The organism is Salinisphaera orenii subsp. halophila YIM 95161 (assembly GCF_003732545.1).
GTDB classification, from domain to species: Bacteria; Pseudomonadota; Gammaproteobacteria; order Nevskiales; family Salinisphaeraceae; genus Salinisphaera; species Salinisphaera orenii_A.
In genome coordinates this window covers 25,321-42,914 of the sequence record NZ_AYKF01000069.1, presented here as the reverse complement: position 1 = coordinate 42,914, position 17,594 = coordinate 25,321, and the positions used below count along the sequence as shown (strand labels likewise).

17 protein-coding genes are annotated in these 17,594 nt (G+C 69.7%); 10 read left to right on the top strand and 7 right to left on the bottom strand.

Going from position 1 to position 17,594, the window contains the following annotated elements; all coding sequences use genetic code 11:
- Positions 1-2 precede the first annotated feature (2 nt).
- The 3 genes from SAHL_RS06395 to SAHL_RS06385 all read left to right on the top strand — a co-directional run bounded on the left by SAHL_RS06395 (position 3) and on the right by SAHL_RS06385 (position 3,998).
- Positions 3-1,271 (top strand): DUF445 domain-containing protein, encoded by a 1,269-nt coding sequence (locus SAHL_RS06395; protein ID WP_123590572.1) that lies wholly within the window; start codon positions 3-5, stop codon positions 1,269-1,271.
- Positions 1,272-1,356: 85 nt separating this feature from the next.
- Positions 1,357-2,100: an Abi-alpha family protein gene (locus tag SAHL_RS06390; protein WP_123590571.1), complete on the top strand. Its 744-nt coding sequence runs from the start codon at positions 1,357-1,359 to the stop codon at positions 2,098-2,100.
- A 74-nt stretch (positions 2,101-2,174) separates the two neighbouring features.
- Positions 2,175-3,998: a long-chain-acyl-CoA synthetase gene (locus SAHL_RS06385; RefSeq protein ID WP_123590570.1), complete on the top strand. Its 1,824-nt coding sequence runs from the start codon at positions 2,175-2,177 to the stop codon at positions 3,996-3,998.
- Between the two features lie 27 nt (positions 3,999-4,025).
- Here the strand turns inward: SAHL_RS06385 and SAHL_RS06380 are convergent, their stop codons facing one another.
- Entirely contained in the window at positions 4,026-4,742 is a 717-nt protein-coding gene (locus SAHL_RS06380; protein WP_245965381.1) for a TetR/AcrR family transcriptional regulator, read from the bottom strand.
- Between the two features lie 136 nt (positions 4,743-4,878).
- Here SAHL_RS06380 and SAHL_RS06375 point away from each other — a divergent pair, with 136 nt between their 5' ends.
- Genes SAHL_RS06375 through SAHL_RS06360 form a run of 4 tightly spaced genes read left to right on the top strand, consistent with a single transcriptional unit; the run spans position 4,879 to position 10,224 of the window.
- Positions 4,879-7,377 carry an acyl-CoA dehydrogenase gene (locus tag SAHL_RS06375; protein WP_123590569.1) on the top strand — a complete coding sequence of 833 codons (2,499 nt, stop codon included), beginning with the start codon at positions 4,879-4,881 and terminating at the stop codon, positions 7,375-7,377.
- A complete protein-coding gene (locus SAHL_RS06370; RefSeq protein ID WP_123590568.1) occupies positions 7,374-8,636 on the top strand; it encodes a serine hydrolase domain-containing protein in 1,263 nt (420 codons plus the stop codon). The genes SAHL_RS06375 and SAHL_RS06370 overlap by 4 nt, the downstream gene beginning before the upstream one ends.
- Positions 8,636-9,943, top strand: a complete 1,308-nt coding sequence (locus SAHL_RS06365) for an alpha/beta hydrolase (protein WP_123590586.1) — start codon at positions 8,636-8,638, stop codon at positions 9,941-9,943. Before SAHL_RS06370 ends, SAHL_RS06365 begins: the two co-directional genes overlap by 1 nt.
- 2 nt (positions 9,944-9,945) lie before the next feature.
- Positions 9,946-10,224 (top strand): acyl-CoA-binding protein, encoded by a 279-nt coding sequence (locus SAHL_RS06360; protein WP_123590567.1) that lies wholly within the window; start codon positions 9,946-9,948, stop codon positions 10,222-10,224.
- A 5-nt stretch (positions 10,225-10,229) separates the two neighbouring features.
- Here the strand turns inward: SAHL_RS06360 and SAHL_RS06355 are convergent, their stop codons facing one another.
- Both SAHL_RS06355 and SAHL_RS06350 read right to left on the bottom strand, forming a co-directional pair.
- A complete protein-coding gene (locus tag SAHL_RS06355; protein WP_123590566.1) occupies positions 10,230-11,360 on the bottom strand; it encodes a hypothetical protein in 1,131 nt (376 codons plus the stop codon).
- Entirely contained in the window at positions 11,357-11,566 is a 210-nt protein-coding gene (locus SAHL_RS06350) for a hypothetical protein (protein ID WP_123590565.1), read from the bottom strand. The genes SAHL_RS06355 and SAHL_RS06350 overlap by 4 nt, the downstream gene beginning before the upstream one ends.
- 269 nt (positions 11,567-11,835) lie before the next feature.
- Between SAHL_RS06350 and SAHL_RS06345 the strand changes: the two genes are divergently transcribed.
- Positions 11,836-13,200, top strand: coding sequence for a 3-oxoacyl-ACP reductase (locus SAHL_RS06345; RefSeq protein ID WP_123590564.1), 1,365 nt, complete (start codon positions 11,836-11,838; stop codon positions 13,198-13,200).
- A gap of 76 nt (positions 13,201-13,276) precedes the next feature.
- On the opposite strand, the gene SAHL_RS06340 is transcribed toward SAHL_RS06345, so the two are convergent.
- The 3 genes from SAHL_RS06340 to SAHL_RS06330 all read right to left on the bottom strand — a co-directional run bounded on the left by SAHL_RS06340 (position 13,277) and on the right by SAHL_RS06330 (position 15,491).
- A complete protein-coding gene (locus tag SAHL_RS06340; protein WP_245968415.1) occupies positions 13,277-14,143 on the bottom strand; it encodes an alpha/beta fold hydrolase in 867 nt (288 codons plus the stop codon).
- Positions 14,136-14,582 carry a DUF3429 domain-containing protein gene (locus tag SAHL_RS06335; protein WP_123590563.1) on the bottom strand — a complete coding sequence of 149 codons (447 nt, stop codon included), beginning with the start codon at positions 14,580-14,582 and terminating at the stop codon, positions 14,136-14,138. Before SAHL_RS06335 ends, SAHL_RS06340 begins: the two co-directional genes overlap by 8 nt.
- A gap of 63 nt (positions 14,583-14,645) precedes the next feature.
- Positions 14,646-15,491 (bottom strand): uroporphyrinogen-III synthase, encoded by an 846-nt coding sequence (locus SAHL_RS06330; protein WP_123590562.1) that lies wholly within the window; start codon positions 15,489-15,491, stop codon positions 14,646-14,648.
- A gap of 119 nt (positions 15,492-15,610) precedes the next feature.
- Here SAHL_RS06330 and SAHL_RS06325 point away from each other — a divergent pair, with 119 nt between their 5' ends.
- Together SAHL_RS06325 and SAHL_RS06320 are read left to right on the top strand one after the other, a co-directional pair.
- Positions 15,611-15,985: a hypothetical protein gene (locus SAHL_RS06325; protein WP_123590561.1), complete on the top strand. Its 375-nt coding sequence runs from the start codon at positions 15,611-15,613 to the stop codon at positions 15,983-15,985.
- Positions 15,982-16,392 (top strand): hypothetical protein, encoded by a 411-nt coding sequence (locus tag SAHL_RS06320; RefSeq protein WP_123590560.1) that lies wholly within the window; start codon positions 15,982-15,984, stop codon positions 16,390-16,392. The genes SAHL_RS06325 and SAHL_RS06320 overlap by 4 nt, the downstream gene beginning before the upstream one ends.
- 24 nt (positions 16,393-16,416) lie before the next feature.
- On the opposite strand, the gene SAHL_RS06315 is transcribed toward SAHL_RS06320, so the two are convergent.
- Positions 16,417-17,586: an MFS transporter gene (locus SAHL_RS06315; protein ID WP_123590559.1), complete on the bottom strand. Its 1,170-nt coding sequence runs from the start codon at positions 17,584-17,586 to the stop codon at positions 16,417-16,419.
- Positions 17,587-17,594 lie beyond the last annotated feature (8 nt).

Here is a 17,594-nt window from a genome sequence, read left to right as displayed (position 1 = left end):
CCATGGACGGACATTTTCTCTATCTGAGCATCGATACCTGGAAGTATCTGTCCATGCCGGTGATCAGCGCGATCGTCGGCTACGTGACCAACGTGGTCGCGATCCGGATGATGTTCCATCCGCTCCACTTCGTCGGTCTCTGGAAGCCGTATCTGGGCTGGCAGGGCATCGTGCCCCGCAAGGCCTCGAAGATGACCGGCATCGCCGTGGACACCATCACCGAGTCCCTGATCACGGAGGCCGAGATCTTCGGCCGGCTGGACCCGGAGCGCGTGGCCGCCGAGCTCGAACGCCCGATGATCGAGCTCACCGACGAGATCACCGACAGCGTCATGCGCCGTCATCACCCGGGGCTCTGGGAGGCGCTGCCGCAGGTGGTGCGCAGCCGGATCAAGCACCGGGTGCGGGCCCAGGCCCCGGCGATCATCCGCGAACTGATGACCGAGGTGCGCACCAACGTGCGCTACATGTTCGATCTCAAGGGCATGATCACCCGCGTGCTGGTGCGCGAGAAACACCTGCTCAACCGCATCTTCCTCGAGACCGGGCGCGCCGAATTCGTGTTCATCGGCCGTTCGGGCGCCTATTTCGGCTTCGCCTTCGGCCTCGTGCAGATGCTGATCTGGATGTTCTTCCAGCCCTGGTGGCTGCTGCCGGCGTTCGGCCTGCTCGTGGGCTGGGCCACCAACTGGCTGGCACTGAAGATGATCTTCAACCCGAAGAATCCGATCCGCATCGGCCCGTTCCGGATCCAGGGGCTGTTCTTCAAGCGCCAGGGCGAGGTCGCGGCCGACTACGGCAGCCTCGTGGCCACCCAGATCCTCACGCCGGCCAACATCCTCGAGGAGATCCTCACCGGCCCCTACGCCGAGAAGTTGTTCGAGCTCGTCCGGCGCGAGGTCGAACACGCCATCGACGACAGCGCGAGCGTGGCGCGCCCGTTCGTGACCTGGACGCTGGGCAGCGCGGACTACGAACGCATCAAGGCCGAGGCCGTGCGCGAGGTGGTCGCGCGCATGCCGGGAACGCTGTCGCACATGACCGGCTATGCCGAGAACGCGATGGCGATCCAGGACACGCTGGTCTCACGGCTGCAGCAGCTCACGCCGCGCCAGTTCGAAGGCATGCTGCGTCCGGCCTTCGAGGAGGACGAGTGGATCCTGATCGCGGTCGGCGCCGCGCTCGGGCTGATGGTCGGCTGGTTCCAGCTCGTCGTGCTGTTCTCCAGTGTGTTCACCGAGCGTTTCGGCAGCCTGCCCGGCTTCGGCTGATCGGCCTGCTGGCGCCGGACCGGTCCCGTCCGGCACGATGCCGGGCTTGTCGCGGCGCGCGCCGCAACCGAGAGCGAGTATCGCCATGGCAACCAGGAAGAATCTGCGCCCGCGCACGCCCCGGCCGCTGCAGATGCTGCGGCAGGCCGCCCGCGCGGCCGAGGAATGGCCGGTGACCGGCTCGGCCGTGCGCCGGTTTCACGACGCCGAGAGCTGGGCGCTCACCGAGCTCAAGCAGCGCCTCGACGCGATGGAGGCGGGGGCGACCGATCGGGCGCGCGTCGCCCGCGATCATCCCGAGCTGAGCGAACCGGCCGAGATGATGGCCGACCTGCTCGCGGCCTCCCGCAGCGTGGATCCGGACGCGGCGCGCATCCAACTCTATCGGCAGACGCTGTCGCGGCTGGTCCCCGATCAGGTCGCGATGCTGGCACTGCTGGCCGAGCGCGAGATCGCGCCGCTGTGTCATGTCGCCGCCGGCCGGCTGCCGGCCGGACCGGTGAGCGTGAACGTACTCACCAACGCCAGCTCGCTGGGCCGCGACGCCGGCGTGCTGCTGCGCGAGTACGTGCCGCAGTACATGACCGAGCTGCTGGCGCTCGGCGTGTTCCAGATCGGGCCCGAGGACGAGCGGCTGAGCGATCAGTACGAACTGCTGCTTGCCGACACCCAGATTCGTCGGACCATGGATCACGTGCGCCGCGAACTCAAACTCTATCCGCGCCTGCAGCGGCAGTCGGTGCACCTGAGCGCCTATGGCCTGGCGCTGTGGCAGGACTGCAGGCCGACCCCGCCGGCACGCGAGGAGGGCACGCCGGCCGTGCGCTGATATGCTCCTTGTCAGTGCCGGATGAGACGGCAACTGCTGACAGGATGCTGACAGAACCGATGGAGGAGAGGCCCATGGCCGAAGCCGAGCGCGACACGCTGAACGTCTGGGATGTGCTCAAGCCCACGCCGGACAAGCTGCGCGGCGCGGACCGCCTGCTCAAGGGGGCCGGGCTGCTGCTGCAGTCGAAGTTCCGGGATCGGATGACGATCGCGACGCTGCTCGAGGCGCATGCGGGCCGGCGGCCCGAGCATCCGGCGCTCACCTTCGAGGGCCAGCGCTGGACCTACGCCCAGTTCAATGCGCTGGCCAACCGCTATGCGCGCACCTTCAAGGCCGGGGGCATCGGCGCCGGGGACGTCGTCGGCGTGCTGCTCGACAATCGGCCGGAGGCGTTGATCGCGGTCGCGGCCCTGGCCAAGCTCGGCGCCGCCGCGGCCATGTGCAACACCAAGCAGCGGGGCGATGTGCTCGCCCACAGCCTGGGCACGGTCGAACCGCGGGCCCTGCTCGTCGGCGGCGAGCTGTACGCTGCCTTCGACGCGATCCGCGATGACCCGCGCGTGGCCGGGCTGGACCCGGTCTGGTTCGTCCCCGGCGGCGACCTGCGCATGCCGCCGGCCGGCTGTCGCGACTTTCTCGCGGAAGCCCGCAATCGCGCCGCCGGCAACCTCGACGACGCCGCCGCCGTCAGCCGCGACGCCACCTGCTTCTATATCTTCACCTCCGGCACGACCGGCATGCCCAAGGCCTCGCGGATGAGTCATGCGCGCTGGCTGCGCGGCGGCGCGGCGATGGGCCTGGCCGGCCTGCGGCTGACGCCGGCGGATCGCTTCTATTGTCCGCTGCCGCTGTATCACAACAACGCGCTGACGGTGTCGTGGTCGTCGGTGCTGTGCGCCGGGGCCACCTTCGCGCTGGCGCCGAAGTTCAGCGTGTCGAACTTCTGGCCCGACGTGCGCCGCCATCAGGCCACGGTGTTTTGCTACATCGGCGAGCTGTGCCGTTATCTGCTCGCCGCCGAGCCGAGCGCCGACGACCGCGATCACGCGGTGCGGGCGGTCATCGGCAACGGTCTGCGGCCTGATATCTGGGACGCGTTCAAGTCACGTTTCGGCATCGAGCGCATCTGCGAGTTCTACGGTGCCAGCGAAGGCAATCTGATCTTCGTCAACGGCTTCAACATGGATCGCACCGCGGGCTTCTGTCCGCTGCCGTTCGCGGTGGTGGACTATGACCCCGAGACCGAGGCGCCGGTCAGCGACGAGCGTGGGCGCATGCGTGAGGTCGGCAAGGGCGAGGTCGGTCTGTTGCTCAACAAGGTCACGGACTTCGCGCCGTTCGAGGGCTACACCGACCGCCGAGCGAGCGAGGCAAAGCTCTTTCGCGGCGTGTTCAAAAAGGACGACTGCTACTTCAACACCGGCGATCTGGTGCGCCGCCAGGGCATGCGCCACATCGCCTTCGTCGACCGCCTCGGCGACACCTTTCGCTGGAAGGGCGAGAACGTGGCCACCACCCAGGTCGAGAACGCGCTCAACGCCCATCCGGCGATCGAGGAATCGGTGGTCTACGGCGTCGAGGTGCCGCATAACGACGGGCGCGCGGGCATGGCCGCGATCACGCCGGCGAACGACATCGCGGATATCGACTGGGCGGGCCTCGTGGCGCACCTGCGCGAGGAGCTGCCGGGCTATGCGATCCCGGTGTTCATCCGGCCGCGGCCCGAGCAGGAGGTCACCGGGACGATGAAATACCGCAAGGTCGAACTCAAGAAGCAGGCCTACGCCCCCGAGGACGGCGAGCCGGTCTACGTGCTCGTCGCCGGCGCCGAGCGCTACGCCCGCCTCGACGACGAGACGCGCCGCGCGCTCGAGGCCGGTGACCTGGCCCTCTGAGCTCGGCGTGGCGCAGACCGGTCGGGGTCAGTCCCCGGCGGGCGCCTGCCGGTCCAGCGGATCGTGGGCGCCTTCGGTGGGTTCGTAGTGCTGGGCGCCGAAGATCATGGCGCGGAACAGGATCTTGGCTTCGCGCGCCATTTCCCGGTCCGACAGGCCGGTGCCCTCGTTGAGCCACTCGGCCACCAGTTCGTTGAACATGCCCACCAGGGCGATCGCCGGCAGGTGATAGTCGCGGGCCGGGAGCATGCCGTTCTCGGCCATCAGATCGGCGTAGCGCTGGATGATGTCGGCCAGATCATGGGTCATCTGCCGGCGTTTCTTCTCCATGACCTCGGAAACGCCGACGGCCTCGATGCAGAGGATGCGGCCGCGCCGCGGATCCTCCAGTAGAAAGAAGATCGCGGATTCGATCGTGTCCGCCACCCGCTGGGTCAGCGGGGTACGCGGCTCGGTCAGCGCCGTGCGGATGATCTCCTCCATGCGCGCGACCAGGAAGCCGTGTACGGCGTGGAGGATGGATTCCCGGCCTTCGAACTGCTCGTAGAAATGCCGGGTGGAGACCTTGGCGTGGGAGCAGACCGCCTCGATCGGCGTGGCGGCATAGCCGCGCTCGCCGAAGAGTTCGATGCCGGCGGCGATCAGCCGGTCATGGCGCTGGGCACGCAGTTCCTCGGCCGACAGGCCGCGATAGCCGCGCCGCCGCTGGCGCTTGCCCGGAGAGTTCTGTCGAGTGTCTGTCACGGATTCATCCCTGTTGACGCCTCGTAGGGGCTTGGTATTATCTGAAAACTCGTATTTTTGAAAATAGATGTTGTCGGTCGTACCCTTGACATGGGGACGGTTCCGCCATCGGCAACCCGCTGGACTCGAGGCCGCCATGACAGGCTCTATCATCGCGCTTCTGCTGCTCGGACTCTATTGGACATTGCTCTACCGCGGCGTGTCGCTCGCGGTGTTCACCGGCGTGACTGCGGCGGTGGTCGTGGCCCTGGCCGCGACCGGTCTGATCGGCCCGGTCGGGTTCGTGATCACCGCCCTGGTACTGGGGCTGGGGCTCGCACTGTTCAACATCGTGCCGCTGCGCCGGCGTGTGCTCACCCATCGTCTCTACGGCATCTTTCGCAAGATCCTGCCGGAGATGGGGCAGACCGAGCAGCAGGCGCTGGAGGCCGGCGACGTCTGGTGGGAGGCCGAGCTGTTCCGCGGTCGCCCCGACTGGCAGCAGCTGCTCGATTTCCAGCTCACCCGCCTGAGCGAGCGCGAACAGGCCTTTCTCGACAACGAGACCGAGCAGCTGTGCACCATGCTCGACGACTGGCAGGTCAACTTCGAGCTCAAGGATCTGCCGGAAGAGGCCTGGGAATACATCCGCAACGCCGGCTTTCTGTCGATGCTGATTCCCAAGGAACACGGCGGTCTGGGTTTCTCGGCCTACGGCCAGTCCTGCGTGGTCGCCAAGATCGCGACGCGCTCGATCGCCGCCGCGGTGACCGTGATGGTGCCCAACTCGCTCGGCCCGGGCGAGCTGCTGGTGCATTACGGCACCAAAGAGCAGCAGGACAAGTGGCTGCCGGGGCTGGCCTCCGGCCGGGAGCTGCCGTGCTTCGCGCTCACCGGCGTGGAGGTCGGCTCGGACGCGGCCAAGATGCCGGACACCGGCGTGGTCTGTAAGCGCAGCGTCGACGGCGAGGAGGTGCTCGGGCTGTCGCTGACCTTCAACAAGCGCTATATCACCCTGGCGCCGGTGGCCACGCTCATGGGCCTGGCCTTCAGGCTCAAGGATCCGGACGGTCTGCTCGGCGATCCCGACACCGTGGACTACGGCATCACCTGTGCGCTGCTGGCCACCGACACGCCCGGCGTGAACATCGGCCGCCGCAGCTATCCGGGCAACGCCTTCATGAACGGGCCGATCGAGGGCAGGGACGTGTTCGTGCCGATCGATGCCATCATCGGCGGGCCCAAGCAGGCCGGCAACGGCTGGCGCATGCTCTTCGAATGCCTGTCGGCGGGGCGCGGCGTGTCGCTGCCGGCACTGTCGACCGCCACCGGCAAGGGCATGTACGGCATCACCTCGGCGTATTCGCGCATCCGGCGCCAGTTCGGCACCGAGATCGGCAACTTCGAGGGCGTGCAGGAAGGCCTGGGCGTGATCGGCGGCTATGCCTATATCCTCGAGAACGTGCGCAATCTTACCGCCTCCGGCGTGGATCACTGCACCCCGGCGGTGGTCACCGCGATGATCAAGTACCACTCCACCGAGATGATGCGCACGGTCATCAACCACTCGATGGATATCCATTCCGGGCGCGGCATCATCATGGGCCCGCGCAACTACTTGGCCGCGGCCTATCAGGCGCTGCCGGTGGCGATAACCGTCGAGGGCGCGAACGTGATGACGCGCAGCCTCATGGTCTTCGGCCAGGGCGCGATCCGCTGTCATCCCTACGTCTACAGCGAGATGGAGGCCGCCCACAATCCGGACTTCAGCGCCGGGCTGGTCGAGTTCGACCGTCTGCTGTTCTCGCATATCGGCTATTCGGTGAACCGCATGGTGCGGGCCTTCACGCTGGGTCTGACGAATGCGAAGCTCGCTAGGGCGCCGGTGAACAACGAGATGACGGTCTACTACAAGCACATGGAGCGTTTCTCCGCGGCCCTGGCGTTCTGTTCGGATCTCGCCATGGGCACGCTCGGCGGCGCGCTCAAGCTCAGGGAATCCACCTCGGCGCGTCTCGGCGACGTGCTGTCGCATCTGTACATGGCCTCGGCCACGCTCAAGGGCTTCGAGGTCAACGGTGGCACCGAGGAGGACAAGGTCCATGCGCGCTGGGCGATGGAATATCACCTGCACGAGATCGAGCAGGCCCTGCACGAATTCGTGCGCAATTACCCGGTCAAGGCCGCCCGGCCGCTCCTCAAATGCGTCGCCCTGCCGCGCGGACGCCGCTTCCACGGCCCCAGCGATGCCACCAACAGCGCGCTATGCCGCATGATGCTCGGCATGAAACTCGATTCCGAATTCGGACGCCGCATGACCTACGACATCTATATCGGCCGGGGCGAGAACGACCCCACCGGCCGGCTGATCGGTGCCTACGAGAAGCTCCAGGCCATCGACGACGTCTACAGCGAGTTCCTGCGCGCGGCCAAGCACGGCGAGATCGAGGGCGAAAGCGTCGAGGCGCAGCTGGCCAGCGCGCTCGAGCGCGGCGTGCTCGACGCCGGGCAGGTCGAGGCGATCCGCGAGTACGACCGCATGCGCTACGACGTGCTGCTGACCGACGACTTCAGCAAGGAATACCTGGCCAATCCGCTCTCCGAAGACACGCGTCGAGCCGAAGGCCGACCGGTCGACCTGCGGCAGGCCTCATGAGCCGGACGCTGCTCGGTGCGCATCGGGTGGATGTGCCCGCCGGCTCGCTCGACGCGATCACGGGTATCGATCGGGCGGCCGAAGTCGATCCCGCGCAGGCCGGCCTGTCGCCGGCCGCGGTCGAGTCGGTCTGGGAGGGCGTGCGCGGGCTCTACCGCAGTGGCGCCTATCCGGCGATCACCTTCTGTCTGCGCCGGCGGGGGCGGATCGTGCTCAACCGTTCGCTGGGCCACGCCTACGGCCGCGGGCCGGACGAGCCGCCGGAAACGCGCGCGCGGCTGGCCGAGCCGGACACGCCCATGTGCCTGTTCTCCGCGAGCAAGGCCGTCACCGCCATCCTCGTGCACAAGCTGGCCGAGGAGGGCGGCATCGACCTGGATGCGCGGGTCTCGCGTTATCTGCCCGAGTTCACCGGTGCCGGCAAGCAGCGCACCACCATCGCCCAGGTGCTCTCGCATCGGGGCGGCTTTCCCATGTTCGACATCGATCGCCGTCGCGCCGGCCCGGAGACGCTGGCCGACTGGGACGAATGCCTGCGTCTGATCTGCGCGGCCCCGGCCGAGACGGGCCGCCGGCGGATGGCCTATCACGCGATCACCGGCGGCTTCATCCTCGGCGAGCTCATCCGCCGCGTGACCGGCGCGCCGCTGACCGAGTATCTCGACACGCGCCTGCGCCGGCCGCTGGGGATGCGCTATTTCACCTTCGGGCTGGACGGGCGCTCGCGTTCGCGGGTCGCGCGCAACTACGCCGCCGGCCAGCCGGTGCGCTTTCCGTTGTCGGTGGTGGCGCGTCGGGCGCTGACCGTCGGTTTCGAAGAAGTCGTGGATGTTTCCAACCGCGATCTGTTCATGGACGCCGTCGTGCCCGCGGGCAACCTCTATTGCACGGCCGAGGAACTGTCGCGCTTCTATCAGATGCTGGCCGACGACGGTGTGTACGCCGGCCGGCGGATCCTGCAGCCGGCGACGATCCGGCGCGCGACTCGCCCCGCCAATCGTCTGCGCTACGACCACACGCTCAGGATTCCCATGCGCTACAGCGAGGGTCTGATGCTGGGCGCCAATCCGGTCGGTCTGTACGGGCCGATGACCGGGCGCGCCTACGGCCATCTCGGGTTCATGAACATTCTCGGCTGGGCGGATCCGGCGCGCGAGGTCTCGGCCGGCCTGCTGGTCAGCGGCAAGGCCATCCTCGGCGGCCACCTGATCGCGCTGGGCCGGCTGCTGGCCACCATCTCCTGGCGGTGTCGCGGCTGATGCGCGCGGATCGCCCCCCGGTCGATCGCCGCGACGCGGGCCCGCCCGCGGGCGCGGTCTGGCTGCGTGGCGGCATTGCGCTCGCCGCCGATGCCTTCACCGGTACGGTGGGCCTCGTTCAGGGCGTGCATCGCTCGATCACGCGCAGCATCGGGCGCATCAATCCGGCCGCCCATCCGGTCGGCCGGGTCAGCGACTTCGTCTACGGCCGCGTGCGTGATATCGGGAGTCTGAGTTTCGCCGGTGCCGGCCAGCTCGCCGGTCTGGCCGAGACCCTGGTGCCGGCGCGCAAGCGCGAGATACCGGCGCGGCTGTCGCTGGGGCTGCACAGCGCGCTCAACGGCGCCGTCGGCGATCATCTCGAGGCCAGCGGCAACGAACTCGCGCTACCGATGGATTTCGTCGCGGCCGACGGCCGGCCGATCGCGCTCACCCGGCACGGGCTCTCGGTCGGCCTCGACGACGCGCCGTCGCCGCGGCTGGTGGTGCTCATTCACGGCCTGGGCATGAACGACCGCCAGTGGCGTCGCGCCGGCCATGCCGACTTCGGCGAGCGGCTGGCGCGCGATCACGGCTATACCGCGCTGCGGCTGCGCTACAACAGCGGTAGGCATGTTTCCGAGAACGGGCGTGATCTGGCCTTTCGGCTGCAGGCGCTGGTGGATGCCTACCCGGTGGCACTCGAACGGATCACGCTCATCGGGCATAGCATGGGCGGTCTCGTCGCCCGAAGTGCGGCCCATTACGCGCACGAGGCCGGTCTCGGCTGGCCGCGGCGGCTGGCGGACATGGTGCTGCTGGGCTCGCCGCACCTCGGTGCGCCGCTGGAACGGCTCGGCAGCCGCGTGACCCGTTCGCTGACGCGGGTGCCCTACACTCAGCCGTTCGCGCGCCTCGGCGATATCCGCAGCGCCGGGGTCAAGGATCTGCGCTACGGCTATCTGCGAGACGAGGACTGGCAGAAGGACGAGCGCGTCGGCGGCGACTACACCGCCAGCCCGGCCCTGCGGCCGCTCGATCACGTCGGCCATTTCCTGGTCGCGGCCACGCTCGGCCGACGCGAGGACGACCCGCTCGGCCGCTGGTTCGGCGATCTGCTGGTGCCGGTCGGCAGCGCCTTCGGCCATGCCCGTATCCCCAGCCGGCGTTTCGTCGCCCGCGATCAGGACGGCCGCGTCTTCTACGGCATGAATCATTTCGCGCTGCTGCACCACGACGATGTCTATCGTGCGATCAGCGACTGGCTGGGCCCGCGCCTGGACGAGGCCTCGTCCGGCGACCGTTCAATCCGCCGCACAGGAGAGTGATCATGTCCGATCTGGAGCGCCGATTCCAGGAGGCCGTCGACAAGGTGCGTCATGCGCCGGCGGACGGCGCGTTCAAACCCTCCAACGATTTCAAACTGAAGATGTACGCCCTCTACCGGCAGGCGACCGACGGCGACGTCACCGGTCGCAAGCCGGGGATGCTCAATCCCGTCGAGCGCTACAAGTGGCAGGCCTGGAAGGATGTCGAGGGCCAGTCGCGGGAACAGGCGATGGCGGCGTACATCGCCGAGGTCGAGGCCGTCGAGGCGCAGTACGGCTGAGCGACTCAGCTCGCGGCCGGCTCGGCGATGAGCCCGGCCAGCGTGGTACGGCCGCTGGCGGCCGCGGCCTCGGCGCGTACGGGGGCGGCCAGATGCGCCGAGCCGGCGCGCAGGGTGTCGGCGCAGGAGTCCTCGGCGGTGACCCGCTGGCCGAACTCGGCGAGAAAGGCCCGGCGTTCGGTGGCCGCGACCTCGAGAAGCCGGGCGCAGCGCGTCGGGCCCATCAACGGCAGCTGGGTCTGGAGGGCGTCCCACAGATCGTTGGCCACCACCGAGTCGATTACGCTGCGCACCACGCGGGCGTCGTCGAAGGCGGGCTGGTCGGCGAGCCGTTCCACGGAGGCGTCCGGCAGTTCCCGGCCGATCGTCAGCAGCGACGGCCACAGGTCGTGCTCGGCCGCGGCGCGGATGAGCGAGTCCAGAATCTCGGCGCGCTGTGCCAGCGCGAGTTCGGCCAGCGCATGACGCGCCTCCGGGCCGATGCGCCGCAGGGTGGCGATGACTTCCGGCCAGAGATCCTCGGCCGCGGCGGCGTCGATCACGGCCCGGCGGCGTTCGGTGTCCAGATGCGCGATCACCGCGTCGAGGCGCTGGCTGTCCTCGACGAAGAAACTGATCTTGAGCAGATCCGCGCCGCTGTCGATGGCGTCGGTGGCCGCGAACAGCGTCTCGTCGGGCAGCACGTCGACGAAGCGGCCCATGGTGATGTATTCGCCGCGTGCGAGCAGCAGTCGGGTGATCGCCACCGAGCGCGCCACCGGAAAGCCGGCGATGATCGGCTTGGCCCGCTCCGGATCGAGTTCGAGGCAGGTGTCGGCGAGAAAGGTGTCCGACAGCCGCGACGACAGTTCGATCGCGCGGTCGGGCGGCATCTCCCCGGCGATCCGGCCGGAAAGCATGGGGCCGAGCACGCGTTCGGATATCTTTGCGCTGATCGTCAGCGGCAGCAGCGACGACAGCCGCGCAAAGCCGCTGAAACTCGGCCGGAACTTTTCAAACAGCGCGTCGGTGATGCCCTCGCGCAGCGTCCGCAGCTGGCCGGCTTCCAGATAGTCGAGAAAGGCGAGGCTGGCGGTATCGGTGTCGAGAATGCGGGCGAGCTTTTCCAGCTCGGCGCGCGCGGCCGGATCGTTCATCCGAGGAACAGCTTCTGCACGCGCCGGCGCAGAGGCGACGGCACCATCCGTACGGCGTCTTCCAGGGCGGTCTCGAGCATGCGCCGCTGGCCGGCTGCGGCCTGTTCCATCAGCCGTTCGAGGCGTTCGCGATCGTCCGGCGGCAGCCCGTCGAGAATGGCGCGGGCCCGCGAATTGAGGACCAGCCGATTGTCGTCTTCGCTCATGCCTGCCTCCGACGCGGCGGCCCGTGCGCGTTGACTGCGGCCGTCAGCGTTGTCGTCATCCGGCGATGGTACAACACGGGGCGCGCGGGTGCAGGCCGGGCGTGGTGGCGGCGCGCTGAGGCCCGCAGGCGAGGGCCATGAAAGACGGATTGATGAAAAATACGGCCTCAGACTTTTATTTGACGCTGGGCCGGATTAAACTCAAACATGTTGCAGTGCACTAAAACAGGCGGCCGTCGTTTTCGGCGGCCGGCACCCGAGGAGTCACCATGAGCGATTATCTAGTCCGCGCCGCTGCCAATCCGACCGTGCGCCGTGTGATCGACACCGTCGGTCTGCCGACGCCGCAGACGCTGGCGCGCGCCGAGCCGCCCTATCAGGCGCGTTTTCTGGAGGGCCAACGCGTGCTGGTGGGTGCAACCGCCGCCAGCGCGGCCTTCGATCGCGTCTCGGCCGCGCTCGAGACCACCGGCGCGCGGGTCGAACGCGCCGACACGCCGAGCCCGGCCGACGATGAGCGCTACGACGCGCTGGTCTTCGATGCCACCGGCCTGGCCGGCGCGGCGGATCTGCGCGCGCTCTACGACTTCTTCCACCCGGTCGCGCGCAAGCTCACGCCCAACGCCCGCGTGGTCGTGCTCGCCAGCCTGCCCGAAGCGATGACGTCGGTCGCCGGCGCGAGCGCGGCGCGCGCGGTCGAGGGCTTCGTGCGGTCGCTGGCCAAGGAGATCGGCAAGCTCGGCTCGACCGCCAACATGCTCTACGTGGAGCCCGGTGCGGAGGATCGCATCGTCGAGCCGCTGCGCTTCTTCCTGTCGGACTACAGCACCTATGTGGACGGCCAGCCGCTGACCGTCACCCGGGCCGGGATCATGCCCGAGCGTGTGCCCGACACCCAGCCGCTGGCGGACAAGGTCGCGCTGGTCACCGGCGGCGCCCGCGGCATCGGCGCGGCGACCGCCGAACGCCTGGCCGCCGAGGGCGCGACCGTGGTCTGCCTGGACATTCCCCAGGACAGCGATACGCTCGAGGAGACGGTGGCCCGATTCGGCGGTACCGCCCTGGCGCTGGACATCACCGCCGACGACGCGCCGCGCCGGATCGCCGATTTCTTCAAGGAGCGGTTCGGCGGCGTGGACATCGTGGTCCACAACGCCGGCGTCACCCGCGACAAGACGCTGGCGAACATGCCCGAGCACCACTGGGACATGGTCGTCGCGATCAACCTGCAGGCGATCCTCGCGGTCGACGAGCTGCTGAGCGCCGAAGGCGTGATCAACGACCACGGCCGGGTGACCTGCCTGTGCTCGATCGGCGGTATCGCCGGCAACCGCGGCCAGACCAACTACGGCGCGACCAAGGCCGGTCTGATCGGCTTCGTCGAACGCCGCGGGCAGACCGAGCGCGACCGCGGCATCTGCGTGAACGCGGTCGCGCCGGGCTTCATCGAGACGCGCATGACCGCGGAGATGCCCTTCGGCGTGCGCGAGGCCGGCCGCCGGCTGTCCTCGCTGTCCCAGGGCGGCGAACCGCGCGACGTGGCCGAGGCGATCACCTTCCTGTCCACGCCCGGCGCCGGCGGCATCTCCGGCAACGTGCTGCGGGTCTGCGGCCAGAGCCTGATCGGCGCCTGAACCGCGTTCGATCGATCGCGACGGGCCGCGGCCCGATCACGACACGGCCGGCCGCGGGCGATGCGACCAGCCGTGCTCATGCGTCGCGTGCGGCTATCCAGTCGGCCACGCGGGGCCAGATTTCGCGGCGCGCGTCGCGGCTGACCACGATGCCCGGATGATCGTAGTCCCGGGCGTAGCCGTTGCCCCGCCCGGCGCGTATGAACGTGCGGTCCCGGCTCGCGAAGTGGCCGATGAAGCGCTCGCAGCCGATGCTCGGGTCCACCTGGTCGGCGGCCCCGGAGATCGCCAGCACCGGGGCGGTGATGCGGGCCAGGGCGGCGCGCAGCGCCGGCTCGCGGCGGCCGCGGACCACCCAGTCGGTCGCATCCTCGATCGCAGCGACGGGTTCGTTCTCGGGCCCGAGGCCGGCGGCCCGCGCCGGGAAATGACCGCGCAGCCGGGCCACGCCGCGGGTCAGCAGGCAGCCGGGCCAGTCGAGCATGCGCTTGCCGACCTCGAACTGGCTGGCGAACAGCACGAGGCCGGCGACGCGTCCGGCATCGAGATGTTCGGCCGCGGCCCGGGCGGCCATCACGCCGCCGAAGGAGTGGCCCACCCAGAACGCCGGCGGCGCCGCGATCGCGGACACGGCCGCCTGGACCGCGGGCAGGTCGTGGGCGATGTGTTCGTGCATGCCGGGGCGGCCCGCGCAGGCCGGCGAGTCCGACAGCCCGCGCCGCTGGACGATGAACACCGGGTGGCCGCAGCGCGCCAGATACGCCGCCAGGCCGACGCCGCCGTCGGACAGCCAGAAGCGCCGGCCGCTGAACATGCCGGGCAGCATGACGACCGGGGCGCGCGTCGCAGCGGCCTCGGCGCGGACCCGCGTGAGCGCGCAGCAGCCGCCGTCGGCCGCGGCGACCGTGTCCGTGGCCACTGTCAGCGGCGCCGGTTCAGCCACGAACCACGCGCCAGCCCATGGCGATCACGCAGAGCGCGACCGCCAGCGTCAGCACGCGCCGCAGCTGCAGGAAGCCGCGTTTCTGCCAGCCCTGGCGGGCGCCGTGTTCGTCGATCAGCCAGGCCGCGATCAGCGCGAACAGCAGCAGCAGGCCGCGCCAGGGCGCGGCGGTCAGCAGCGCGCCCCAGGCGATCAGGGCGGGCGTGACCGCCAGCGCCATGTCCAGCGGTGCGGCGCTGCGCTGGGCGAGCATGCGGCCCCACTGCACGCCGCCGATGAAGGCGACCACGGTCGCCAGATAGGGCAGCAGCCAGCGCAGGGCGCTGCGGGCGTCCAGCGACGTCCCGGTCCAGGCGACATAGACGCCGACAGCGAAGGGCACCAGGGCGGCGAGACCGAGCACGACGGCCAGCGACAGGGGGGAGCGCTTGTTCGGCATGGACGAGGACGGCTGAGGGCGGCCCGTCGATGTTACAGCCGGCGCTGTGATTGTCGATGGGCCTCAGTCGGCGAAGTGCTCGACCAGGGCGCGTACCAGGGGTTTCATGAAATAGCTGGATTCGGGCATCAGCGTGACGGCGATCCCGGCGTCGTGCAGCCGCTCGGCCACCAGCGGGCCCACGGCGGCCACGCAGCGCGCGTTCATCGCCGCGATCAGTTCGGTCTCCCGCCCCTGCCCGCGCGCGACCTTGAGCAGGCGTCGCACCTGCGGCGAGCTGGTGAAGGCCAGGCCGTCGAGTTCGCCGTCGACGAGGGCGTCGATGAACGCCAACACCTGCGGTTCCTCGGCCTCGTCGGCGTAGACATAGGGCGCGACCACGCGCACGTTGGCCTGCTTGCGCGCCAGAAAATCCATCAGCGGCCGGTTGGGGTCGCTGCCGTAGAGCTGCACGCCGACGCGATGGCCGGCGAGGTCGACCGCTTCGAGCGCATCGATCACGCCGGCGGTGGTCGGCTCGGTCGCTGCGATGTCGGATCGCAGCCCCATCGCCCGCAGCTCGCGCGTGGGCTTGGGCCCGCGGGTGATGGCGCGCGTGGCCGCCAGCCGCTCGGCGAAGCGTTCGGGGTAGGGCGGGCCGGCGCGCTCGGCGAAGCTGCGCAGGCGCCGCAGGCCTTCGCCGGTGAGCCAGATCATCTCGTCGAGACCGTGCGCGATGACGTCGTCCAGCCAGGCCGTGACCGCCGCCGTGTCCGGGGTGTCGCGGATGTCGACCAGCGGGCAGCGGCGCACCGCCGCACCGCGGCGCTCGAGCATGTCGGCGAACAGGTCCAGCTGGCGCGATTCGGGCACGCCGATGCGGCGGCCGCTCAGCGGCATGTCCTCGGCGGGGGCGGTGTCGGCGGTCATCGCAGGCGCCCTGCATGGGTTCATACTCGAGTGTAACGCGCCGCCCGCGGCTCCGGTTGCACGATCATGTTGCAGCGCGGCATCATGCCATTGCACGTTGACGAGGTTAGAAGATCGTCATGACGCTACTCGTTGGGATCAGTCTCTTGTTCGGCGCCGCGCTCGCGGTGGCGACGGCGCTGCTGTGGCGTGCCTATCGACGTCTGCACGCGCTCGAGGCGCAGATCGGCCGGCTCGCCCGCGAGCTGGAGTCGTCCGACGAGGAGCTGGCCGCGCTGCTCGGCGAGGTCGGCGGCAGCCGCATCATCGTGGACATCATCAACCCCATGACGCTGGCGCGCAGTCGTTCGCGCTGGGGCGCCGCCTTCGTGGGGGTGGCCCCGCGAATGGTCCGGCGCCGGGTCTACGACACCGTTGCGCGCGAGATGAAGGCCCAGCTCGCCGCGCAGCAGGTCGAGGCGCGGCTCGAGATCTTCCACCCCTCCGGCTCATGATCGTCGCGGTCCTCGTCGGCCTCGGCCTGGTCGCGCTGCTGGTGGCGGCCCTGCGGCTCGAGCGCGATGTCGCCGACGCCCAGGAGCGATTTCGCGTGCTCATGGGCGGCTATGCCGATGCCGGTCTGCTCGCGGAGTCGCGCCAGCGGTTTCGCCGTCGCCAGCAGCACATGGAGCAGGCCGTGGATACCGGCACCGCGGGCGTGGCCGGGGTCCACCGCACGCTGGCCGGCCTGCTCGGCCGCAGCGAGCGTACCGGCAGCGGCTTCTACAGCGGCGTGCGGGCGCTCAATCGCGGCCTCGGCCGCACCGTCTCGGGCCTGTTCGCGCCGCGGCCGAAGAAACACAGCGACAGCCTGGCGGACTGGCGCGCGGCCGACGACCGTCGCGATCGCGATGCGGACTGACCGCCGTTCGGTCCGCGCAGCGGCTCAGCTGCGTGTGGGCGTGCGCCAGGCCAGCGGCAGAAACACCAGATTGCAGCCGAGAAAGACCCACAGCGCGGCATCGATGCGGCCGAAGAGGTCGCTGGCCGCGCCCGCGATCAGCGGAATGACGAAAGCCAGCACATAGCCGATCGCGAACATGCCGGCGGCCATGGCGCCGGCGGCGTCGGGGCCGCGCAGCAGCGGCGGCAGCATGGTCAGCGCGATCAGCTGCAGGGCCGCCACCAGACTTAGCACGAACGCTACCGTCAGCAGCGGCACGAGCCCGTCCAGCGTCATGAAGCCGGTCAGCGCGGCGACGTGCAGCGCCAGCGTGATGAACAGCAGCCGCGGCACCCGCAGCACGGCGCGGGCCACGAACACCATCAGCAGCGAGCCGCCCAGCTGCGCGATGTTGAACACGAACAGCACCAGATCGAGTTCCGGGGCCAGGCCCTTGCGGGCCAGCAGCGGGCTCATGTACGCGTTGATGCCGAAGAAGGTGGCCGCGGTGGCGCCGAGCGCCGTGCCGTAGAGCCACATGCGCGCGTCGCGCCAGTCCGGCAGGCGCCGCCGCAGCCGGTCCATGTCGGTGCGGGTGCCGTGCAGGGTCGGCCACAGCAGCGCCGGGGCGATGATCAGCACCGGCAGCGAGAACAGCGCGAGCGCGAGCCGCCAGTCGCCACCGGCCGCGGGCAGCAACAGCGGCAGCGTCAGCCCCGCACCGGTGAACTCGCCGACCATCATGCCGTTCATGTAGACCGCGCTGGCCAGCGCCACCGAACCCGGACACCAGCGCCCGACCAGGGCCGGCAGCGCCGGCTGCATCGCCGCGATGCCCAGGCCCATGGCCGCGGTCGCGACCAGCAGGGGCACCAGATCCGGCGCCAGCGCCCGGGCCGCCGAGGCCGCCGCAGTCAGCGCGATCGCCGCCACCAGCGTGTTGCGCGCGCCGAAGCGGCCGATCAGCCAGGCCGCGGGCAGGGCGCCGAGTCCGAGCATGAGAATGGGCGTGGTCGTGAGCGCGCCCAGCCCGGTGTCGCCGAAGCCCAGGGCCTCGCGCACGCGGGCCCCCAGCGCCGACATCATCAGGATGGGCGCGCGCATGTACACGCCCGCGAGCCACAGCAGGGCGAGGGTCGCGATGCGTCTGCCGAGAGCGGAATTCGCGTTCATGCATCCGG

Bases quoted from the DNA above. Each gene is read 5' to 3' on its own strand.
- SAHL_RS06315 (WP_123590559.1), bottom strand. From the start codon at position 17,586: ATGAACGCGAATTCCGCTCTCGGCAGACGCATCGCGACCCTCGCCCTG.
- SAHL_RS06345 (WP_123590564.1), top strand. From the start codon at position 11,836: ATGAGCGATTATCTAGTCCGCGCCGCTGCCAATCCGACCGTGCGCCGT.
- SAHL_RS06375 (WP_123590569.1), top strand. From the start codon at position 4,879: ATGACAGGCTCTATCATCGCGCTTCTGCTGCTCGGACTCTATTGGACA.
- SAHL_RS06325 (WP_123590561.1), top strand. From the start codon at position 15,611: ATGACGCTACTCGTTGGGATCAGTCTCTTGTTCGGCGCCGCGCTCGCG.
- SAHL_RS06365 (WP_123590586.1), top strand. From the start codon at position 8,636: ATGCGCGCGGATCGCCCCCCGGTCGATCGCCGCGACGCGGGCCCGCCC.
- SAHL_RS06330 (WP_123590562.1), bottom strand. From the start codon at position 15,491: ATGACCGCCGACACCGCCCCCGCCGAGGACATGCCGCTGAGCGGCCGC.
- SAHL_RS06335 (WP_123590563.1), bottom strand. From the start codon at position 14,582: ATGCCGAACAAGCGCTCCCCCCTGTCGCTGGCCGTCGTGCTCGGTCTC.
- SAHL_RS06355 (WP_123590566.1), bottom strand. From the start codon at position 11,360: ATGAACGATCCGGCCGCGCGCGCCGAGCTGGAAAAGCTCGCCCGCATT.
- SAHL_RS06350 (WP_123590565.1), bottom strand. From the start codon at position 11,566: ATGAGCGAAGACGACAATCGGCTGGTCCTCAATTCGCGGGCCCGCGCC.
- SAHL_RS06395 (WP_123590572.1), top strand. From the start codon at position 3: ATGGACGGACATTTTCTCTATCTGAGCATCGATACCTGGAAGTATCTG.
- SAHL_RS06320 (WP_123590560.1), top strand. From the start codon at position 15,982: ATGATCGTCGCGGTCCTCGTCGGCCTCGGCCTGGTCGCGCTGCTGGTG.
- SAHL_RS06385 (WP_123590570.1), top strand. From the start codon at position 2,175: ATGGCCGAAGCCGAGCGCGACACGCTGAACGTCTGGGATGTGCTCAAG.
- SAHL_RS06360 (WP_123590567.1), top strand. From the start codon at position 9,946: ATGTCCGATCTGGAGCGCCGATTCCAGGAGGCCGTCGACAAGGTGCGT.
- SAHL_RS06390 (WP_123590571.1), top strand. From the start codon at position 1,357: ATGGCAACCAGGAAGAATCTGCGCCCGCGCACGCCCCGGCCGCTGCAG.
- SAHL_RS06370 (WP_123590568.1), top strand. From the start codon at position 7,374: ATGAGCCGGACGCTGCTCGGTGCGCATCGGGTGGATGTGCCCGCCGGC.